General features: G+C 55.8%; 15 protein-coding genes. 11 read left to right on the plus strand and 4 right to left on the minus strand.

Going from position 1 to position 22,535, the window contains the following annotated elements:
- Positions 1-62 precede the first annotated feature (62 nt).
- Positions 63-1,268, minus strand: coding sequence for a helix-turn-helix domain-containing protein (locus AC0L7R_RS06795; protein ID WP_473659791.1), 1,206 nt, complete (start codon positions 1,266-1,268; stop codon positions 63-65).
- A gap of 145 nt (positions 1,269-1,413) precedes the next feature.
- Between AC0L7R_RS06795 and AC0L7R_RS06800 the strand changes: the two genes are divergently transcribed.
- Positions 1,414-2,136, plus strand: a complete 723-nt coding sequence (locus tag AC0L7R_RS06800) for a MipA/OmpV family protein (RefSeq protein WP_473659793.1) — start codon at positions 1,414-1,416, stop codon at positions 2,134-2,136.
- A 103-nt stretch (positions 2,137-2,239) separates the two neighbouring features.
- On the opposite strand, the gene AC0L7R_RS06805 is transcribed toward AC0L7R_RS06800, so the two are convergent.
- Both AC0L7R_RS06805 and AC0L7R_RS06810 read right to left on the minus strand, forming a co-directional pair.
- On the minus strand, positions 2,240-3,478 hold the full coding sequence (locus AC0L7R_RS06805) for an L-rhamnose isomerase (RefSeq protein ID WP_473659795.1): 1,239 nt from the start codon (positions 3,476-3,478) through the stop codon (positions 2,240-2,242).
- Positions 3,479-3,504: 26 nt separating this feature from the next.
- Positions 3,505-5,607: a bifunctional rhamnulose-1-phosphate aldolase/short-chain dehydrogenase gene (locus tag AC0L7R_RS06810; RefSeq protein ID WP_473659797.1), complete on the minus strand. Its 2,103-nt coding sequence runs from the start codon at positions 5,605-5,607 to the stop codon at positions 3,505-3,507.
- A gap of 186 nt (positions 5,608-5,793) precedes the next feature.
- Between AC0L7R_RS06810 and AC0L7R_RS06815 the strand changes: the two genes are divergently transcribed.
- The 8 genes from AC0L7R_RS06815 (at position 5,794) to AC0L7R_RS06850 (ending at position 13,491) form a co-directional block, all read left to right on the plus strand.
- Complete coding sequence (locus AC0L7R_RS06815) at positions 5,794-6,597, plus strand: DeoR family transcriptional regulator (protein WP_473659799.1); 804 nt, start codon at positions 5,794-5,796, stop codon at positions 6,595-6,597.
- A 34-nt stretch (positions 6,598-6,631) separates the two neighbouring features.
- Complete coding sequence (rhaS, locus tag AC0L7R_RS06820) at positions 6,632-7,627, plus strand: rhamnose ABC transporter substrate-binding protein (RefSeq protein WP_247130124.1); 996 nt, start codon at positions 6,632-6,634, stop codon at positions 7,625-7,627.
- Between the two features lie 73 nt (positions 7,628-7,700).
- Complete coding sequence (locus tag AC0L7R_RS06825) at positions 7,701-9,239, plus strand: ATP-binding cassette domain-containing protein (RefSeq protein ID WP_473659801.1); 1,539 nt, start codon at positions 7,701-7,703, stop codon at positions 9,237-9,239.
- Positions 9,236-10,216 (plus strand): ABC transporter permease, encoded by a 981-nt coding sequence (locus AC0L7R_RS06830; protein WP_247130126.1) that lies wholly within the window; start codon positions 9,236-9,238, stop codon positions 10,214-10,216. Before AC0L7R_RS06825 ends, AC0L7R_RS06830 begins: the two co-directional genes overlap by 4 nt.
- On the plus strand, positions 10,213-11,214 hold the full coding sequence (locus AC0L7R_RS06835; protein ID WP_247130127.1) for an ABC transporter permease: 1,002 nt from the start codon (positions 10,213-10,215) through the stop codon (positions 11,212-11,214). Before AC0L7R_RS06830 ends, AC0L7R_RS06835 begins: the two co-directional genes overlap by 4 nt.
- On the plus strand, positions 11,211-11,528 hold the full coding sequence (locus AC0L7R_RS06840; RefSeq protein WP_473659803.1) for an L-rhamnose mutarotase: 318 nt from the start codon (positions 11,211-11,213) through the stop codon (positions 11,526-11,528). The genes AC0L7R_RS06835 and AC0L7R_RS06840 overlap by 4 nt, the downstream gene beginning before the upstream one ends.
- Positions 11,525-12,916, plus strand: coding sequence for an FGGY family carbohydrate kinase (locus tag AC0L7R_RS06845; protein WP_473659805.1), 1,392 nt, complete (start codon positions 11,525-11,527; stop codon positions 12,914-12,916). Before AC0L7R_RS06840 ends, AC0L7R_RS06845 begins: the two co-directional genes overlap by 4 nt.
- Positions 12,917-13,272: 356 nt before the next feature.
- Complete coding sequence (locus AC0L7R_RS06850; protein WP_247130130.1) at positions 13,273-13,491, plus strand: DUF6500 family protein; 219 nt, start codon at positions 13,273-13,275, stop codon at positions 13,489-13,491.
- A gap of 326 nt (positions 13,492-13,817) precedes the next feature.
- Here the strand turns inward: AC0L7R_RS06850 and AC0L7R_RS06855 are convergent, their stop codons facing one another.
- A complete protein-coding gene (locus AC0L7R_RS06855) occupies positions 13,818-14,999 on the minus strand; it encodes an MFS transporter (RefSeq protein ID WP_473659808.1) in 1,182 nt (393 codons plus the stop codon).
- Between the two features lie 84 nt (positions 15,000-15,083).
- On the opposite strand from AC0L7R_RS06855, the gene AC0L7R_RS06860 reads away from it, so the two are divergent.
- Positions 15,084-15,980, plus strand: coding sequence for a LysR substrate-binding domain-containing protein (locus AC0L7R_RS06860; RefSeq protein ID WP_473659810.1), 897 nt, complete (start codon positions 15,084-15,086; stop codon positions 15,978-15,980).
- 1,119 nt (positions 15,981-17,099) lie between these two features.
- Positions 17,100-22,073: a RecQ family ATP-dependent DNA helicase gene (locus tag AC0L7R_RS06865; protein WP_473660372.1), complete on the plus strand. Its 4,974-nt coding sequence runs from the start codon at positions 17,100-17,102 to the stop codon at positions 22,071-22,073.
- The last annotated feature ends 462 nt before the right edge of the window (positions 22,074-22,535 follow it).

Genomic DNA, 22,535 nt, shown 5'->3' on the forward strand with positions numbered 1-22,535 from the left:
GCCAGAATATTGTGAAGGATCGGCGGGCGTTCATCTGTGTTCTCCTGATCATCTTAATGAGATCAGGTGTGACGCACCACACTGTCTGCGTCGTCCATCCCCTCACGGACGGACATTGTTTTTCGATATTGTGACGGTGTTTGCCCAGTCACGCGTTTGAAGGCGTTGTAAAATGACGACCGGGCATTAAAGCCAACGTCGTAGGTGATGGACAACACGGTTTGATCCGTTGTCGCGAGTAACTTCATCGCCTCAGCAACGCGGTAGCCGTTGACGAAATCAAAGAAGCTTTCACCGATGATTTCATTCAAGGTTTGGGAGATGTAATTGGGTGAGCCACCGGTATGACGGGCCAATGCCCAGAGCGACAGGTTGGGATCGCGGTGCAGATGCTCGACTTCCATTGCGGCGCGCAATTTGCGCGCGATACGGGCTGAAGCTTCCGTACTCAGAGCTGAATTTTCGTATTTGGGTGAACTGGTGGATGCCGGGCCGACAGCGTCTTCACCAACGTCCGGCACCAAGGGCGGGCGTTGCCGTAGCCCCCATAGCGTTGTCGCTGCAAACAATGCTAACCCAAATAAACTGAGCATCGCCATTGGGACAAACGCCCAATTGGGGTTTAAGGCAGCAGCCAAAATCAGCGATTGCGCGACCCAGTACAAGCCCCCGAGTCCACCAATCACATAAATCCAACGTAGTTCATGTTGTTCAGTACTCGCATAGACATCCCGCAGCTTGCGTTTGTACTGCACAAGGCGCCGCACTATCAGATAGAGATAGAACGCCAACTGCGGATAAAGCGCGACTTGAAGGACAGCAATCGATGCGAGGACTGCCAATGCCCATCCTTCGGTCGGTAGACTAGTCTCAGAGAAGAAAGATGCGCGTGTCTCGTCAGGACTGATTATTAGCGCGGCACCTACTACAGCGCCGAGCACCGGAAGGATTAAGTGGCGTCCGAGTGATTTAGGCCACCTTTGCGCATTGGACGTCAGGGTATAGACATAAATCCACAGCGTAGGTGCCAAGCACAATGCGCTACATAGCCAAAGTGCCAGGCTAACGGATTGCACAAAACTGCCCTGCATCATGTCCAACATCCGCGATAGGGCGTCTGGTAAGTTGTTGCAGGCCACACAAGCCAGGAAAGCTGCAAAACTACGGTTCACATGACGGTAGTGCGTTTGCATCAAGCTAAATGCGACACCAAAAAGGGCAATCGCAATCGTAGCGGTACTAATCAGTTCGACAAGAATTTGGTTCATTCCGCAACCTGTCCCAAACAATGCTCAGATGCCAGACTGCTCAGGCTCAAAATCCCTGCCAAACTGTCCGTCCCTGTTGATATGGACGACGTGGAACACGGTTTTGCCGATTGAAAGACATCACATTTCAATCAAGGAAAACTTCATGTGTAAAAGACTTCTCGCGTTGGCATTCATGTGTGCGGGCACAAGCGCATCGGCGGACGGGCCGTGGACAATCGGCGTTTTCGCTACGGGTGCGACAGATGTTTATCTAGGTGATGATCAGGAAGTCGGCTTTGCCCCGATCATTAGCTACGATACTGACAGGCTGCATATTGGCGTCGACGGGTTGTCCTACCAAGTCTACGACTATGGTCTTGGACAATTGGATGTTGTTTTGGGAAACCGCAGCGCGCCCGTCTTTCCCGATAAAAACCCACGGTTCGCAGGGCTCAAGCGTGATGATGCGGTCGAGGCCGGGATCAGCACGCAGCTCGCGTTTGGAAACGCCTATATCGGTCTGAGCACATTGACAGATATCACTGACGCCCATGGCGGGACTGAGGCCGACGTGACCATTGGTTACACAACGTTGGTTGGAGATGTGCAATTTGATGCGTCTGTTGGAGCGAGATACCGAACCGCCAAACTGAACCAATTTCTTTACGGTGTAAGTGACGTAGAAGCGACCACAAACCGGCGCGCATATACGGCTAACGATACCACCACTGCTTTCGCCGACATTACAATCGGCTACGCTGTAACAGACGCTATCACAGCGGTCGCCCAAATCGGTTATGAAGACATCGGCGAGAATATCGATAGCCCGTTAACCAGTAAATCATCCGCATTGGGTGTGGGCTTAGGACTGGTGTGGAGTTTCTAGATTAAAAGCAGGTTGTGCCTGAATAAGGGCACAACCACACTTGGTTTTGTCCGCACAAGATAGGTTTGAATACCACCTATTTTCGCGGTTGCGGCGCGATTTGTTAACCGCGACTTTCTACGCTCGATTGATACTGAGCGAGGGCCGAGATGAGCGTTTTGCCCTCTGCGACGCCCATCCGATCACAGAACTCCGCCCAAACCGCGCCGAATGGCAGGTCTTTGACTTCTTCAGTCACCACGAGACGAGAAGTATAATCCAGGGCGTTCTCGGCTGTTTTCAACTGCTCCCACGGTGCTAATAGCGCGCGCAGCAATGCCTTTTGCATGTTGCGTGTGCCAATCACCCAAGCTGCCGTCCGGCTAATGGTCGCGTCAAAGAAATCGAGACCGATGTGTGTGCGATCCAAAAGATCGGCACTCACCAGCTCCTGCGTCATTTGTATGATCGAGTCGTCCAGCAGGATCACATGATCACTGTCCCAGCGCATCGGGCGGCTGACGTGCAGTAGGATTTCATCCACCGACAGGGCAACAGAGCTGAGCTTGTCAGCAACGTTTTCAGTCGGGTGGAAATGCCCCATGTCGAGGCACAACAGGGTTTCGTTACGGATCGCGTAACCCATGTAAAATTCATGGCTACCGACTGTGCAGGCCTCAACGCCGATGCCGAATAGCTTGCTTTCCACCGCATCCAGCATCTGCGCCTTGTCGTGCGGCGTGGCCATCATTGCATTCAGCGATTGCTCCAACCGTTTGCGCGGGGCGTAGCGATCTACGGGCGTGTCTTTATATCCATCCGGAACCCAAACGTTATTGACGACAGGCGACCCAAGCGCCGCGCCCATCTGCGCCGCGATATCGCGGGACCGTTTGCCATGTTCGATCCAGAAATCGCGGATTCCTTGATCCGGATGGCTGAGTGTTAAATTATCATCAGCCTTGGCATGGCCAAAGAATGTCGGGTTGAAGTCAAGGCCGAGGCCCTGATCTTTAGCCCAGTCTACCCATGGCGCAAAGTGACTGAATTCAATCTCGTCGCGATCAGGGTTCTGGTCTGTGTCCAGATAGCATGCGTGCAAATTCAGCCGGTGGTTGCCGGGTATCATGCTGTATGAAAATTCCAGATCGGCCCGCAGTTCGTCTGGGGTGCGGGCGCGTCCGGGGTGGTTGCCCGTTGCCTGAATGCCGCCTCCCGAACTGCCGGTCTTCTTTTCAAAGCCAACGACATCATCGCCTTGCCAGCAATGCATCGAAATCGGAATCCCTGCCAGTTTTGCAAGGGCTGCTTCTGTATCGACGCCCCAATCGGCAAAGGCGGCTTTCGCGCTTTCATAGCTCATGATGATCCTCCCTGACCCGTTCACGCTTAGCGCGTGAAAGCCTCTTTGTTGCCGGCATCAACGTTGATGATGTTGCCTGTGGATTTTGCCGATAAATCAGAGGCAAGGAAATAAGCGGCCTCTGCAATGTCTTCGGGCAGCACAGACCGTTTCAGCATGGACCGCTCGCGGTACATTTCCTCAAGTCCGTCTTTGTCGGTACCGTAGGTGCCCGCACGTTGGTCCAGCCATTCGCCTTGCCAGATTTTGGAGCCTTTCAGCACGGCATCAGGGTTCACGACATTGACGCGTACACCCAGAGGTGCGCCTTCGAGCGCGAGACAACGGGCGAGGTGAATTTCGCTCGCCTTGGCGGTGCAATAGGCAGAAGCGTTTGGCGATGCGGCGAGGCCGTTCTTAGATGCCACAAAGACGACCGACCCGCCCATGTCCTGCACTTTGAACAGTTTGAACGCTTCACGGCTGACAAGGAAATAACCGGTCGACAGAATCGCCATGTTCTTGTTCCACAGGTCAAGAGAGGTGTCTTCGATCGGGGCAGAGCTCGCGATGCCGGCGTTTGACACGAGGATATCAACGCCACCAAATTCAGCGGCGATGGCGTTGTAGGCGTTGGCAACTGCTGCTTCGTCGGTCACGTTCATGTTCACGGTACGCACCACGTCCGCTGAGTATTTCCCACTCAGCCCAACAAAGGTTTCAGTCAAGGCTGCGTCGTCGATGTCCGCCAGCATCACGCAAGCGCCCTCGCGTAGATACCGTTCGGCGGTCGCAGCTCCAATGCCGCCTGCACCACCAGTGACCAGTGCCACACGGCCAGCCATTGATTTCGGCGCTGGCATGCGCTGCAACTTAGCCTCTTCCAGAAGCCAGTATTCGATATCAAATGCCTCTTGTTCAGGCAGCCCCTGGTATTCGGAAACAGCATCCGCACCGCGCATCACGTTGATTGCGTTAACGTAGAATTCGCCAGAGATCCGCGCTGTCGCCTTATCCTTGGCGAATGTGATCATGCCGACGCCGGGGATCAGATAGACCACCGCGTTAGGGTCGCGGATTGCAGGGCTGTCGTCCCTTTTGCAGCGGTCATAATAGGCCTGATAGCCAACGCGGTATTCAGCGATTGCGGCCTCAAGTCCGGCAATCGTCGCGTCAACATCCGGCTTGGCGGGGTCGAAATCCACAACGAGCGGGCAGATTTTTGTGCGCAGGAAATGGTCGGGGCAGGACGTGCCTAAGGCGGCCAAACGTTCCATATCCTTGGCATTGACGAACTCAAGCACCGCATCGCTGTCAGTGAAATGCCCGACCATATGCTGTTGACCGGACACGTACCCGCGAATGGCAGGCATCAGCCGTGCGGCTGCAGTTCGGCGTTCGTCTGCGGACAGGCTTTTATGCACAGCACCGCCAAAAGCGTCCTTGCCTGCGGTTTCGGTAGCGAACCAATCCATCGCTTTCTGAATGATCTCAAGCGTCAGCTCGTAGCAGTCTTTCGCGTCATCTGCCCATGTGAACAGGCCGTGGCTTTCCAGTACAACACCTTTGGCATCGGGGTTCTTTTCGCAGAAATCCGAAAGCCAAAGACCCAATTCATACCCCGGCTTTTTCCACGGCAACCACCCGATGGTGTCGCCAAAAATCTGTTGCGTTAGGGCCTTGCTGTCTTTGGCTGCCGCAATCGCAATGATTGCGTCAGGGTGCATGTGGTCAACGTGTTTATTTGGAACATAAGCGTGCAGCGGCGTATCAATAGATGCGGCGCGCGGGTTCAAGTTGAAGGTGCAATGGGGAAGGTAGCCAACCATCTCGTCTTCGAATTCGACGCCACGATAAATGCCGCGCAGTGCGTTCAGTTTGTCCATGTACAGGGTCGAAAACCCGTCCATCTTGATCGATCCGACATCGCCACCGGACCCTTTGACCCACAAGACCTCTACCATATCGCCGGACAGCGGATCCTTTTGCATGACCTTTGCAGATGTATTGCCACCACCATAATTGGTGATTCGTTTGTCTGACCCCAATAAGTTTGAACGATAAAGGAGCTTCTCTGGTTCGCTCATGCTATCGGCTGTGGCCGCATCCCATTTGTTTTCAAGGCGTTGATTCGGTTTCGAAGCGGTCATGTGTCTCTCCGTGGAGGGCAGGTTAAGGTCAATTTGTTAGCAGCAAGCTGACGGGCGGCAAATATAAAGTCAATCATTTTCAGTCAGAATCAATCATGCTGCGGTGCAGAATGATTGAAGTTGAAAATAAATGATTGACATAACGCCGCAATGTAATCCAGTTTGGCCCAACGAAAGGACCACCCAATGCACGAGAACGACCGCCACCGCGTTATCCTCTCCGCCGTTCAAGACCGCTCACTTGTGACAGTGATCGACCTGTGTTCGCTCACCGGCGCATCCGAGGCAACGATACGCCGCGATATCAATACGCTGGACGAACAAAAGCGTCTGCGTCGTGTGCGGGGTGGGGCCGAGGCCTTAACATCAAAACCATTTGTCGGATTGGCCGGGCGTCCTTTTTCGGTAAACGAAACGCTGAACATCGCCGAAAAACAGGCAATTGCAGCCGCGGCTGTCGAACTGTGCGATGACGGTGAACCCATTATCATCAACGGTGGGACAACGACCTTTCAAATGGTGCATCCACTGGCGTCGCGTCGCATGCAGGTCTTTACCAACTCTTTTCCCATCGCCGAACATTTGCTTAAGAACACGACAAATACGGTGATGCTGTCTGGCGGAATCATTTACCGCGAACAAAACATCATTCTGTCGCCTTTCGATAACGACGTGACCCGTAATTTTTATGCGAAACGCATGTTCATGGGCGCGCAGGGCATCGGCCCACTGGGACTGATGGAACAAGATCCGCTCCTTATTCAGGCGGAACACAAGCTGATCGGCCAAGCCGAAGAACTGATCGTTCTAGTGGACAGCTCCAAATTTGAAAACCGCTCAAGCCTCGTGCTTTGCCCGCTTGAACGTATCGACACAATCATCACCGACGAAGGCATCGATGACCGCACCGCGGCCATGCTTGAGTCGGCTGATGTAACGCTGATCGTGGTGCCCATAGGTGCCGCGCAGAAAGACGGGATGGCATCCTAGCCAGCTCAATCACAACCACTCCAGGGAGGAAACCATGAGTGTACTCAAGAAATTAGCAACATCTGTTGCATTGGCCGGAGCGATGTTCGGCTCACCTGCATTGGCACAGGATGATGTGCGCATTGCATTGGTCGTCAAAGCGCTCGGCATTGGGTTCTTTGAAGCCGCCAATGAGGGTGCACAAGAAGCTGCTGAAGAACTGGGCAACGTCGAGATCATCTACACAGGTCCGACAGACACGACCGCTGAAGGCCAGATCGAAGTTATCAACGCACTGATTGCGCAAAATGTTGACGCAATTGCGATCTCTTCGAACGATACAGACGCATTGGTACCCGCCCTGAAACGCGCCATGCAGCGCGGCATCACCGTGATCAGCTGGGATTCCGGTGTAGCACCAGAGGGTCGCCAACTGCACCTGAACCCGTCGTCTAACCCGCTGATCGGGAACATGATCATCAAACTGGCCGCGGATCACCTTCCTGATGGCGGCGAGGTCGCTCTGCTGTCTGCCACAACGACCTCCACCAACCAGAACATCTGGATGGAAGAGATGAACAAGGTGATGGGCGACTATCCGGGCATCGAAGTTGTTGCCACCGTTTACGGCGACGATCTCGCTGATAAATCCTACCGCGAGGCTACAGGCCTGATGCAGTCCTATCCGGATCTGGATGCGATCATTGCGCCGACATCCGTAGGTATCGTGGCCGCGGCACAGGCGGTTGTGGACGCGGGTAAAGTCGGAGAAGTCAACGTAACGGGCCTCGGACTACCATCCGAGATGGCAGGTGCGATTGAATCCGGTGCATCCCAATCATTTGCAATCTGGAACCCGATCGATTTGGGCTACTCCGCAACGATGCTCGCTTATGAACTGAGCCAGAACGGTGCTGAAGCTGCCCCCGGTGCGGAAATCCCGATGGGTCGCATGGGGTCGTTGACGCTGGACGAAAACAACGAAGGCGCGATGGCTGATCCGTTTGTTTACGACGCCAGCAACATCGACGATTTCAAGTCGATCTTCTAAACACCCATACTGTTCCGGCGCAGGATTTGCGCCGGAACAGACACCTATCCCCCCGACAAAACGAGGCCACCCAATGACGACGCAGACCGCGCCCGCCAACTCGTCCGCTGTTGTTTCGATGGACATGATCACAAAGACTTTTCCTGGCGTGAAGGCACTCGATCAGGTCAAGCTGGATCTTTATCCTGGACAAGTGACTGCGTTGGTTGGGGAAAACGGTGCCGGCAAATCGACGACCGTCAAGATTCTGACGGGCATTTATCGCACTGACGGTGGTACGATCCGCATTGATGGCGACCCCGTTACCTTCGCTTCGCCCAATGACGCGGCCAAGGCAGGGATCACCGCGATCCACCAAGAAACGGTACTATTCGATGAATTGTCCGTGGCCGAAAATATCTACATCGGCCACGCCCCGCGCAACCGCTTCGGGTTAATCGACACGGCGCAGATGCATCGCAATGCGGCTGACCTATTGGCTGAAATCGGTGCGCCGTTCAGCAGTCACACCCAACTTCGCGACCTTGGAATTGCCAACAAACACTTGGTGGCAATTGCCCGCGCACTTTCAGTAGATGCCCGTGTCGTGATCATGGACGAACCAACAGCAGCGCTATCCCACAAAGAGATCGAAGAACTTTACGAACTGGTCGAAACCCTCAAGGCGCAGGGTAAAGCGATCTTGTTCATCAGCCACAAGTTTGACGAAATTTTTCGCATCGCCGACCGATATACCGTGTTTCGCGATGGAGGATTCGTAGGTGACGGATTAATTGCCGACATCACTGAGGGTGATCTTGTGACCATGATGGTCGGACGGTCTGTGGATCAGATTTTTCCGGACCGCGACCACGATGTGGGCGACGAAGTCCTCAAGGTCGTTGGATATTCCCACCCGACTGAATTTGCCGATATCAATTTCGACCTGAAACGCGGGGAAATCCTCGGGTTTTACGGCTTAGTTGGCGCGGGCAGGTCCGAATTTATGCAAGCACTGTTCGGGATCACAAAACCGTCCAAAGGTGCGTGCCGCGTCAATGGCGATATCAATGTGATCCGCTCTCCCGCGGAGGCCGTTGAAAATGGGATCGTCTATGTGCCCGAAGATCGCGGCAAACAGGGCGCGGTGATCGGGTTGCCTATTTTCCAGAATATAACACTCCCGTCTCTTGGGCGTACGTCTCGGAATGGTTTTCTGCAACTTGCCGAAGAATTCAAACTGGCCCGTGAATACGCCGAGCGGCTAGACCTGCGGGCAGCGTCATTAGACCAAGACATTGGTAACCTTTCGGGCGGTAACCAGCAGAAGGTCGTGATCGCCAAATGGCTGGCGACGCAACCGCAGGTCATTATTCTGGATGAGCCCACCAAAGGCATCGACATCGGATCAAAGGCTGCGGTGCATGAATTTATGGCCGAGCTGGCCGCCCAAGGCCTGTCCGTCATCATGGTCAGTTCCGAAATCCCTGAGGTGATCGGCATGTCCGACCGGGTCATTGTCATGCGTGACGGGTTGATCGCGTCGGAATTGACCGGTGACGAGGTGACACCTGAAACATTGGTGCGCCACGCGGCGGGCATTACAACACAAACAGAAAGCGTTGCACCATGATGCGTTTCATTCCTGTGCGCGAAGCCATCCTTGGCAGCGCGATCCTGATCTTGATTGTCCTCGTGGCATCCCGTTTCGCGGGCTTCGTCGCGCCGGCCAATCTGGCAAATGTCTTCAACGATACCGCACCGTTAATCATCCTAGCACTAGGACAAATGGTGGTGATCCTGACCCGCTGTATTGATCTGTCAGTGGCCGCGAACCTCGCCCTGACGGGCATGGCCGTCGCGATGATTAACGTCGTTATGCCCGGCCTTCCGATCCCCGTTATCATTGCAATCGCGGTTCTTATGGGTGCGGTCATGGGGGCGGTGAACGGTGTGCTTGTATGGAAACTGTCGATCCCGCCAATCGTTGTGACGCTTGGCACCATGACGATATTCCGTGGGATTATCTTTTTGATTTCCGACGGCAAGTGGGTCAATTCCCATGAAATGAGCCCCGCTTTTACAGGCTTCCCGCGCGCTATTCTGTTGGGCTTGCCGGTTTTGTCATGGATCGCAATTATGACCGTCATTGTGTTTGGCATAATGATGTCGCGCACCCAATTCGGGCGGTCCATCTTCGCTGTGGGCGGCAACCCCCACGCAGCTGTCTACACAGGGATCGATGTCGGCAAGACGCAGTTTTGGGCCTTCGTCGTATCAGGCGCGTTGGCTGGTTTGACTGGGTATTTGTGGGTTGCGAGATATGCGGTGGCCTATGTGGATATCGCTGGCGGTTTCGAGCTCGAAGTCGTGGCTGCTTGCGTGATTGGCGGGATCTCCATCGCCGGTGGCATCGGGTCCGTCGGCGGGGCCGTGCTGGGCGCGATCTTCCTTGGGTTGGTCAAGAATGCCTTGCCTGTCGTCAACATTTCGCCGTTCTGGCAGCTTGCCATATCCGGCTCGGCAATCCTGATTGCAGTCGCATTCAATGCACGGTCTGGCCGCACCAAAGGCCGCATTATCCTTAAATCCGCAGAGGTCACCCAATGACGGACACAACTATCACCCGCCATATCCCGGATCGGCTAAACAGCCGTGCCGTGCGTGTTTTCAAAAGCTGGGAAGCGCTTTTGCTCGCCGTTGCTATCGCGATCTTTGTGGTGAACAGCTTTGCGTCGCCGTATTTTCTCAGCGCTTGGAACCTCAGCGACGCAACCTTTAACTTCACCGAAAAGGCGATGATCGCCTTCGCAATGGCGTTGCTGATTATCTCTGGTGAGATCGACCTGTCGGTCGCGTCGATTATTGCGCTGGCAAGTACCGCCATGGGATTGGCGATGCAATATGGCGCAGGAACACCCGAACTGGTTGCAATCGGTCTGGCGGTCGGGCTGCTGTGCGGCGCATTCAACGGATTTTTCGTGACCATACTCGGCTTGCCGTCCATCGTTGTGACTATCGGCACGATGAGCCTGTTTCGGGGCATCAGTTTTATCATCCTCGGGGACGGGTCATTCAGTGGCTATCCGTCCAGCTTTTCGTGGTTCGGGCAGGGGTATATCTACTGGGTCTTCACGGTGGAAATGTTGCTTTTCGTCATCATCGCCGCGATCTATGCCGTGCTGCTGCATAAGACGAATTTTGGCCGCGCTGTCTATGCAATTGGCAACAACCCGACCGGAGCATTATTCAGCGGCATCCGTGTGCAACGGGTCAAATTTATCCTGTTCCTGCTGACGGGCCTTATGTCGGGTATCGCGGCGGTCTGTTTGACGTCCCGTCTTGGATCGACGCGGCCCAGCATTGCAACGGGAATGGAGCTTGAAGTCGTGACAATGGTTGTCCTCGGCGGCGTCAATATTCTTGGTGGGTCCGGCACGATCCCGGGCGTGGTCATCGCAGCCTTCGTGATGGGTCTGGTCACCTTCGGGTTGGGTCTATTGAACGTGCCCGGCATCGTGATGTCGATCTTCATCGGTCTGTTGTTGATCGGGGTCATTGCCTTGCCGCGTCTCTGGGCGATGGCTGCCGCACGGCGCAAATCATGACCGCGCGTTACGTTTTTCGCATGCGTCTGAACGATGGCATGGCCGATGAATACAAACGTCGCCATGATGCGATCTGGCCCGAGCTTGTCGATCTGCTGCACGGTGCTGGTGTCAGCGATTATTCGATCCATCTGGACGAGAGCACCAACCATCTGATCGGAGTTCTCACCCGCACCGCCGATCACGGCATGGACGATTTGCCAAATCACCCCCTGATGCAAAAATGGTGGGCCTATATGGGGGACATCATGGAAACGAACGCGGATCGCTCGCCAGTTGCCGTAGCGCTTACACCGCTGTTTCATATGCCATGAAAAGACCGCAACACATCGCCGTCATTGATATCGGCAAAACAAACGCAAAGCTCGCCTTGGTCGATCTGGGTTCATTGACCGAGATTGCTGTGGTTACGCGTCCCAATGTCGTGCTGGCAGGTCCGCCTTGGCCCCATTACGATGTCGATGGACATTGGGCATTCTTGCTGGACGCTCTGGCGACGTTCCATCACGATCACCGCGTGGACGCAATTTCCATCACCACCCACGGTGCCTGTGCTGCATTGCTATCGGCTGACGGAACGCTCGCTGCTCCGATCCTTGACTATGAACATGAATACCCTGCGGAAGTAGTCGCAGCCTATAAGATCATTAAACCCGATTTTGCAGAGACCGGATCGCCAGACATGATCGGTGGCCTGAACATCGGTGCGCAGTTGCACTATCAGTTCACAACCGATCCGACCCTCAAGAATCGGACGGAGCAGATCGTCACCTATCCGCAATTTTGGGGTCACCGCCTGACTGGTGTTGGCGCGACAGATGTCACCTCTCTAGGCTGTCATACGGACCTGTGGAATCCCCATACGGCCACATTTTCCGACCTCCCCGCAACCCTTGGAATCCGCGATAAGATCGCGCCGGTACGTTATCCTAGCGATATACTCGGGCCAATACTGCCGCACATTGCAAAGGCCACGGGGCTTAATCCAAACACACCCGTTTGCGTCGGCATCCACGATTCCAACGCATCTCTATACCCTCATATCATTTCGCGCGACGAACCAGCGTCAGTTATTTCGACGGGGACGTGGGTGATCGCGATGTCGTTGACAGGCGACGCTGGGTCGGCAATTCCGCCACTTGATCCGGCCCGCGACACTCTGGTTAACGTCAACGCACGCGGGCAAGCCGTTCCGAGTGCGCGGTTCATGGGGGGACGCGAATATGAGATCATTCAGAATGGTCACGCATACGCGGTAACTGAGCAAGACGTCGCAAATGTTCTCGACCGATCCTTGATGCTTTTGCCATCAATCGAATCCGGTACAGGTCCGTTCCAAGGCATTGCAATGCAGTGGCAAGGTCAGGAACCCGCCTCTGGATCGGGAGAACGCGCCGTTGCCGTGTCGTTTTACCTCGCCCTGATGGCAGGGACTTGTCTGGACTTGATCAATGGGGCGGGCCCGACGGTCGTCGAAGGACCCTTCGCACGCAATGCAGAATTTGTAGCGATGCTGGAACGCATCACAGGCAGGCCCGTCGTCACAAGCGAAACTGCAACGGGCACAAGTATCGGCGCGGCCTTGCTCTTCCATCAGGATAAATCATGGCCGATGCCTGTCGATGCGGGAATTTCTAACGTTGGAGAGAAGTTTTCGACATACATAGATCGCTGGAAGACGTCGGTTCGATCTCGAGAATAACTTCAAACGAAGACATGGAATAACGGTTGTGTTGCGATCCCGTCCTCACGGTTCTTCACCATATGCGTTCTGAAGTGGTCATCATTGCTGAATATAGAGTTCATGTAAGTCGGCAAAGCAAACAAGTGGCGGCCACTCCGCTTCTATTAACTATGAGGCTTGGCAAAATGTGTCCGATCAGCCCCTAGGTTGGCGTTTGATGGCAACGTCGACAATGCGGGGGCAACCGAAGCATTTTAGCACCATGGTGGGCGGCAAGAGTAGGCGCAAACCACACAAATACCCCAAGTTGCAGTCCAAGGGTGTTCGTCTTATGTTCTATGCGAGTGCCCGTCGCCGGAGAGGTTGAAAACAGCATGAGAGCAAGCTTAAGAAACAAGGCCGTTGCAGTCTGCAATGAAAAGATCGCCAAAAAGGGAGAGGCGGTAGGTCTCTCCTTCTATGCGTTTTTTGCCAACAAGAATGATGACCCGGCCTTACTAATGGAAGCCGCCGAATGGTGGATCAAAACGCACGAACTGGACCACTTTGAAAAAGCGGTAAAAATTCGAGATCTAATCATCTCAGATATTTGATCTGACGCGACTTTGACCGCGAACTGTGAATGCGCCACCCTCTTGTTACCGCGAGTTGCTCGTTCCAAGGATCGCACCACAGAATAGGGATCCTTGGGGCAATGTCTGATGAGGGCTGTTCGCAAGGCTCTAATAATTCGCGCGGTCAGCGGCAACTCTTTACATGTGAAACCATGCGCAGCCCTTTAAGCGAAAGATGCCATGGCAGGGTGGTCCCGAAAACAAAGCGCAGTGGCCGATAGTATGAATTAATCCACTCCAATGCGAGTGTTTCCGCTTTCACTTCCTGCCCCGCCGCATCGAAGACACGGCGGGGCAGTCGATGGTTATTCGGCTGCGACCGCTTGGGGTGCTGCCCCGTTCAGGCGGCCAGAAAGGCGCACCAAAACGATCCCAACCACCACCACTCCGGCGGCGATGTAGGGTGCTGCGGCTAGGCCGATCTCTTCGACGACCAGCCCACCGGCCCATGCACCCCCGGCGATACCAAGATTGAACGCGCCGATGTTCAGGCCAGACGCTACATCGACTGCACCAGGCGAAACCTCGCGCGCAATCTGCACGACATAGGATTGCAATGGCGGTACGTTAGCGAAGGCAAAACCGCCCCAGAAAGCCGCAACCGCGATGGCTGCAATCGGGTTGGTAAGGAACACGCCGAGTGCGACCAGTGATATCGCAAGGCCCGCAAAGATCACCGTCAGGGACGCCACTGCCCCGATACGGTCGGCCAGTTTGCCACCCGCGATATTCCCTACAGCAACAGATGCACCGTAAAGCAGCAACACCAGACTAACCGCGCCTGCGGACAGGCCTGTGACTTCGTTCAGCATCGGCGCAAGGAAGGTAAAGGCGATGAAGTTACCGCCATAACCGACGGCCGTGATCAGGTAGACCAAAAGAAGGCGCGGCGACGTCAGCACCTGTAGTTGAGCTTTTATCCCCGTTGATGCGGCTTTGGTCAGATTGGCGGGCACCAGAATGGCAGACGCGACAAAACCGATCAGACCAAGTGCTACAACGCCAAGGAAAGTTGACTGCCAGCCAAAGTTTTGGCCGATGAACGTCCCCAATGGCACCCCCGTTACCAACGCAACAGTCAAACCAAGGAACACCAGCGCAATGGCCGAGCTTTCCTTTTCAGGTTCCACAAGATCCGTGGCGATGGTCGAGGCAATGGCAAAGAATACGCCGTGCGCCAGACCAGTGATAAAGCGAGCCGCGACAAGGCTGCCGTAATCCGGTGCGAAGGCGGCATAGCCATTGCCGAGGATGAACAGCGCCAACAGGAGCAGTAACAGTGTCTTGCGCGGCACACGGTCGGCCATGGCGGTTAGCACGGGCGCGCCGATGGTCACGCCAAGGGCATAGAGGCTGACCAGCAGACCGGCAGAAGGAATAGAAACGCCAAGATCGGCGGCGATGGTGGGAAGCAGGCCGACGATAACGAACTCTGTCGTTCCGACGGCGAAAGCGCTGATGGTCAGCGCCCAAAGGGCAAGGGGCATCGGTTATCTCCAATAAATTTGATGTCGACGCCACATATGCCTGTCGCTATCTGTTGCGAGAACAGACAAGTTTGGAATGGATCATTGCAGAAACTGCATGAATTGCTGCGCATGGGGGATTTGGCTGCCTTTGTCGGGATCGTGGATGACGGCGGCTTTGCTGAATCCGCGCGGCGCAGGGGCGTGTCTGCCTCGACCCTCAGCCGATCAATCACGCGACTGGAAGAGCAATTGAAGGTTACGTTGCTAAGGCGCACGACGCGGTCTATCGAGATCACCCCCGAAGGGGCAGCCGTTCTGGCCCAGGCGCGCGAGATTTTGGACCGCAGCGAAGCCCTGCAAGAAATCGCGACCAGCGGGCAGGCTCCCGCCGGCCCTCTGCGTGTAAATGCGCCGGTTCCTTATGTCCTGCATGTTCTTGCCCCGCGACTGGCCGAGTTCCACGCAAAATACCCGGACATTCAGCTGTCGATCGATATGACGGATACGCTGGTGGATCTGATCGGAAGCCACGCAGATGTTGCCATCAGACTGGGTCAGCTGCCGGACAGCGACATGTTGCACCGGCCTTTGGGGCGCGCCGCTTGGAAATTGGTGGCTGCGCCGGAGTATCTCGATCGCAAAGGCTGGCCCGAAACACCCGCTGACCTCGCACGGCTGGAACAAGTGCGCTTCGCAGCACCCGATCATATCAACACATTGCGTTTCGCAGGTCTGGCCGAGCCGGTTACGGTGCCCTCCGCCCTGACTGCGAGCAACGGAGAGGCCGTCCGCCAGTTGGTATTAGGCGGTTTAGGCATCGCCCGCTTCTCCGATTTTATGATCGCAGACGATATACGCGCAGGGCGCTTGGTTGAGCTGTTCCCCGGACAGCTTTCAGCGGACCCACTGAATATTTCAGCGCTCTACCTCACCCGCGTCTCGGGCCTGCGCCGGTTGGGTGTTTTTCTGGATTGGTTGGGGACCGTTGCTCGATGTTAATTCAAGCGTGCGCCTTGTCATCATGTATAACGCGTCCGAGCAAAGCGTGGCCTCCAAAAGGAGGCCCTACCAAGCTTATATGGACATATTTTTGGATGTCGGCTTTCTGGAAGTTGCACTGCAGCAGCGCGCCGCCATGTGAACGGCTGGTTAGGGCCGGAAGGAGCCCTTTCTGCAATATTCCGAAGGAATTGGAATCCATGACATTTTCACGGCGTCGCTCTTCGAGTAGAAGCCTTGGGCGATGTAGTTGATGATGCCGACACACCGGCATCCATAAATTCAGGAAACACGTCCTTGTCGATTCGGGATTACAGACGTCTGATGATCTTACTGATTGCCGGAGCTATGGTTGCGGTTTCTGTGTGGGTAGTTTTTTTTGCAACATGGAGAAAAGTTTGAACCCGAGAAATGGAAGTCTTGGGAAGAATCGGAACTTTCCTGGACCCTCCGTTGGGACATGATTAGGTGACCTACAACGGAACCATAATTTACGTGGGATGTCCAAGAGCCAGATTCTTGATCTATTAGGTCCGCCTGACAGCATCTCTGCTACCGAATTTTCGTACTATTTGGATTATTCTCGGAGAGCGATTAATACGGGACGGCTTACATTATTTTTTGGAAGCGATCAGCTTGTGTCCGAAGTAAGTGTTTGGGACGGCTAGGAGGAATGACTGCAAAGCCCCGCGATGTGCGAGTTCGATCGTCTCTGGATTTTGCAATCGCAGCGAATGACTGCAATAACGGGCTACACCGCAGCAACTTGACCGGTAGACCAAGGTCGGCTCTGGGCCGTCTGGCTTAGTCAGAAACGGTACTAATACTACGATTGCGTCGATTTGTTCCGGTACTCATGGGTACTAGGAGCACAGTTCTTTCGCCATTGCATACGAGATGGAGTGTCTAGCTTGACCGCAAGGGACGATGCAGGTCAGGTATGTTATTGATTCAAAAATAATTTGCCGGCGCGCCCTATTGAACACCTTGCAAAAGCCTGATCCGTTTCTGGCGCAATGCCTGTCCGTCGATCTCGAAATCGATCCCAAAACGGCACGCGTCTTCGATTTTGCTGCGGTGTGGAGTGATAATACACCTGTTATCAGATGCCAAAAAGATATGAATGCGGCGCTGGACCGCCTGGAGTCGACCCTTGGCAAAACAAGGCATCTGATCGGACACAACATTCTGCGCCACGATCTGCCGCATTTGATGGCCATGCGGCCCCGTCTAGCGAGCCTCGCGCAGGCGCCAGTTGACACACTTTGGCTCAATCCGCTGGCCTTCCCACGCAATCCCTATCATCACTTGGTCAAACACTACCACGATGGGCGTTTGCTATCGGGACACGTGAACGATCCAGAGGCCGATGCGCGGCTGGTTTTTGAAGTGCTGGGTAACCAATTGGACGCATTTCGCGCGTTAAACGCGAAATCGCCGGAAGCGATAGCCGCCTACCATTATCTGACCACACGCAGTGAGCAGGATCTTGGCTTCGACGCCTTGTTCACGCATGTGCGGGGCACGGACGTCCCCTCCGCCGAACAAGCGCGGCAGAAGCTTTGGCGGTTGCTCGACGGCGAAGCCTGCGCCGCGGCGCTGGGACGCATACTAGAGCAGGTCGGCTCGCCAAAAACGGGATGGCCGCTGGCCTACGCGTTGGCGTGGATCTCGGTTGCAGGCGGCGAGTCCGTCATGCCACCTTGGGTGCGGATGCAGTTCCCTGATGCCGCGCGCATGATCAAAGGACTACGCGACACGACTTGCGACGCACCGGACTGTGCCTGGTGCCGCGAGAAAAGCGATCCGGTAAGAGCCCTATCACGTTGGTTTGGTTTCGACGGCTTCCGTCCGACACCCACCGACACAGACGGTCGCCCCCTGCAGGAGCGCATCGTCGATGAAGGTATGCGCGGGAAAAGTGTGCTGGGTATTTTGCCGACCGGTACTGGCAAATCCGTTTGCTATCAGATCCCTGCATTGGCAAGGTTTGAACGGACTGGCGCGCTAACAGTCGTGATCTCGCCACTGGTTGCACTGATGGCCGATCAAGTGGCGGGCATGGAACGCACAGGCATCTCGTCTGCGGTCACGGTGAACGGGATGCTTTCGCTGCCGGAGCGTCAGGACGCGCTGGAAAAGGTCCGCATGGGTGACGCGGCTATGCTGCTGATCTCTCCCGAGCAGCTTCGGAGTGTATCGGTCCGCTCGGTCTTGAAACAGCGCGAGATCGGGCTTTGGGTGCTCGACGAGGCGCATTGTGTCTCGAAATGGGGTCACGATTTTCGACCTGATTATCGTTACATCTCACGGTTTATCCGGGAAACGGCGGGTGACGATGACTCGGTGCCAATCATCTGCTTGACCGCGACAGCTAAACCCGAAGTGGTCCGCGATATCCGCGACCACTTTCAAAAACGGCTTGGAACGGATCTCCTGTTGCTCGATGGCGGTGCATCGCGGACCAACCTCAGCTTCGAAGTGCAATCGACCGGTAAGAGGACGAAGCTTGCCGACATTCTGGAGGTCATCGAGCAGCGATTGCCACCTGAGGGCGCGTCCGGTGCAGTCGTCTATTGTGCCACCCGCAAGTCAACAGAAGACATCGCGCAATTTCTGCAACAGCAGGGCCTGTCAGCTGAAAGGTATCACGCGGGCCTGACTCCGGATGAGAAGAAAACAATTCAGGAAAAATTCCGCGTTGGTGAGCTGCGGGTCATCGCGGCCACAAATGCGTTTGGCATGGGCATCGATAAACCTGATATCAGGTTGGTCGTGCATGGCGACATTCCGGGGTCGCTCGAAAATTATTTGCAAGAGGCTGGCCGCGCAGGGCGCGATCGCGATCATGCGAATTGCGTATTGTTGTATGCACCCGATGATGTGGAGCGGCAATTTCAGCTTTCTGCGCGATCCCGGCTCGACAGAAAGGAAATAAGCGCGATCCTGAAAGCTGTGCGCCGCATGGATCAGCGCATGCGGAGCACAGGCACGATCGTAGCCACCTCAGGCGAGATCGTGCGGCAGGAACATGACCGCGAATTCCAGCGTGAGAGTGCGACCGATGACACTCGGGTCAAAACGGCGCTGTCCTGGCTGGAAGAAGCCAAATTGCTATCGCGCGAGGAAAATCGAGTTCAAGTCTTCCCGTCCTCGCTTCGCGTGCGCAGTCTTGACGAAGCCGGTGCAAGGATCGACAAGGCAGAGATCACCGGCGTGCGCCGAACACAATTGATTGACCTCGTGCGCCACCTGATGAGTGCTCCGCCGGACGAGGGAATTTCCACGGACGAGTTGACCGGCGTGAGCGGCTTGACAGGGGGGCAACTGACTAAGGCGCTCGCCGATCTCGAAACCCTCGGTATCGCGCGGAACGATACGGCCGTCACAGTGTTCGTGCATTCGGGCGTGGCCGATGACACGCGCAAGCGTTTGACACAGGCAACAAGGTTGGAAACCGATCTCATTGCCGCGATGCGAGAGGACGCGCCAGACGCCGAGGATCAAGGTAGCACCCCCTTTAACTTGCAGCTGGCCAGCCAAAAGCTACGCGACGCGGGTCATAGCCAAGTGCGACCAGACGTGGTTGAGAAGTTGTTGCGGGGAATGGCCCGCGATGGACGCGACCTCGACGGTGGCAAGGGCAACATACGCCTGCGCAAGGCGTCGCGTGATACGCTCTTTGTGGCCTTGCAGCGCGCGTGGTCCGTCCTCGAAGGATCCGCCGCGCTACGCAGGCAGGCCGGTGAGGCGCTGGTCGCGCATTTGCTAGGACGGCTCGAAAAGGGCCAGCGCGGCAAGGATCAGCAGGTCGAAACCACACTGGGTGACATGCTGGCAAGCCTTACGGGCGATGCTTTTCTGCTGGGGCAAGTCAAAGAAATGACTCGGCTGATGGACCGGGCACTTTTGTGGCTGCATGAGCAAGACGTGGTGACGCTTGGCAAGGGCCTGACCGTATTTCGGCCCGCGATGACGGTGCAACTTGCACCGGGCAAGACGCAGTTCTTGGTCAAAGATTTTACGCCGCTGCAAGAACACTACGATGAGCAGACGATCCAGACCCATGTGATGGCGGCTTACGCAGAAACCGGGTTGTCCTCCATGCCCGATGCCATGCGCCTCTCCGACGACTACTTTGAACTCGATCATGAAGGCTTCATGGGGCGCTGGATGAAGGGGCAAACCACCGAGGTAAAGCGCCAGACAACGTCCAAGTCATGGGCCTCTGTGGTCGATTCACTCGGGAATCCCGTGCAGCAGAAGATCGTTGCCGACGACAGGGACGCGACAAACGTTCTTGTCCTAGCTGGGCCGGGATCCGGCAAGACCCGGGTCTTGGTGCACCGCATTGCCTACCTGATCCGAGTGCGCCGCGAAGATCCGCGCAGTATCCTTGTGCTCAGCTATAACCGCCATGCTGCGGTCGAAATTAGGGCGCGGCTGCGGCACCTGATTGGCGATGAGGCTTTCGGCGTGACGGTGTCGACCTGCCACGCGATGGCCATGCGATTGGTCGGAGCCAGCTTCGCCGGATCACATGCCGAGAGCCGTGATTTCGACGGCATCGTCATGGAAGCGGTCCGGCAGTTGAATGGCGATGGTCTGAGCAAGGCTGAGGCAGAGGCGCAACGTGAGACACTGATCCAAGGATATCGCTGGATCCTTGTTGATGAGTATCAGGACATAGGGTCGGAGGAGTACGCCCTGATCGCAGCCGTCGCAGGGCGTACGATTGAAGATGAGGACATGAAACTCAGTCTCTTCGCCGTGGGTGATGACGACCAAAACATCTATGCTTTTGCAGGCGCGTCGATCCGCTACATTCGCCAATTCGAACAGGATTACCGCGCGCGGCCGGAATTTCTCGTCGAGAACTACCGCTCATCCGACCACATCATCACAGCATCGAACATGGTGATCGCGGGCGCTTCCGATCGCATGAAGCGAGGCCACGATATCACCATCGACCGAATGCGGCGCAAGGAACCCTCAGGCGGTTTTATGGCTGAGCGTGATCCCGTCGGGCAAGGACGGGTTCAATTGCTGCAATGCCTGCCAGGTGAGCGCGCACAGGCGGTTGCCGCCGTGACAGAGTTGCAGCGGCTGGCGGCTTTGGAACCCGGTTGGAACTGGTCGCGCACAGCGATCATTGCGCGCAATTGGCAGCAGCTCGCCCCGATACGCGCTTATGCCGAGGCGCAGGGCATCCCGGTTGAAATGGCCAACGAAAGCCTGCCCAGCCTGTGGCGCCTGCGCGAAATGCGGCAATTCATTGAAAGCATCAGCCGAGACCGGACCCGGCTTTTGGATGTGACGGATTTGCTCGGCGTCGTGAATGCCTTGCCGCGCAACCGCTGGGCAGACCTGATTGCTGAGGGCGTCGCTGCTCTTGTGCAGGAAATCGGCACAGGGTCGGCCTCAGTCCCCGATCTCGTCGAGTGGTTCGGCGAGTGGGCGCGGGATGCACGGGGCGAGCAACATGGGCTGATGCTCATGACGGCTCACCGCGCCAAGGGCTTGGAGTTCGACGACGTTGTGATCCTGAACGGTGGCTGGGACAGGCCCTCACGGAATGAGGATCTCGACGCGCCGCGCCGCTTGTTTTACGTCGCGATGACGCGCGCACGCCGCAGTCTTGCAGTCATGACCCAGGGTGCACACGCCTTTTTGCCCGCTGAAGGGGCCAGCATCCTACGCAGGCACGCCGCCTTACCCGACGTGGAGCAATTGCCGCCGGATCGAACGTATCTTATGCCTGATATGGGCCAGGTCTTCATCGATTGGGCCGGTCGCTTGCGCAAAGGAGATGCCTGTATCGAGGCCATTACACAGGCGCGGACGGGTGACCCTATCACCATGAGCCAGCAGAATGGTCGCTGGTGGGTGAACGATCAGCAGGGAAGGAGGCTGATCGGCATGAAAGGCGGATGGAGGATACCGGATGGGCAACGCCTTGTTTCGGCGGTGATAGGGGCGATCGTCGTGCGGTATGCCCATGAAAGCGGTGAAGAGCATCGTGCAAAACTGCAGCAAGATCGATGGGAACTCGTCCTGCCCGAAATTGTGCTGGAGAAAGTTCCTTCGGTCTAAGGTATGGCGTTCGAGCAATTGAGTGCTCTGGTGAGCAGTAAATTGCTCTAGCAGCTTTCTGCTCACTTTCACCGACGCGACGCATTGCGCCGCAGAACTGACCCGTTTCGATGGGCCTCAGTGCAGCGAGCGCCAGTTCCAAACGCTCTGATTGGCCGAAACGGACAATACAGAATGATGCCTAAATCTGCTTTGCCCTACCATCTTGACCTCCTATTCCCCTACCAGGACCCAGCACAATCCCAACTGGTCCAAGCAAAGCTCAAGAATGCCAAGGAGAGGGCCAGGCGAAACAAACGCTGACGTGGGCTTCATGAGATCTCAATCAGGACAAGACTTTTTAGCTGCCGTCAATGTCCGGTTCGGAGGAGCGCACAGCAGGATGCCATTCTATGACCGAACGGCAGCTTAGGGCCGTCAATGTTGGTCGGGTCAAGTACGGTTGGCTGGATAGCTGCGATG

It is taken from the genome of Yoonia sp. D2-7, assembly GCF_055809435.1.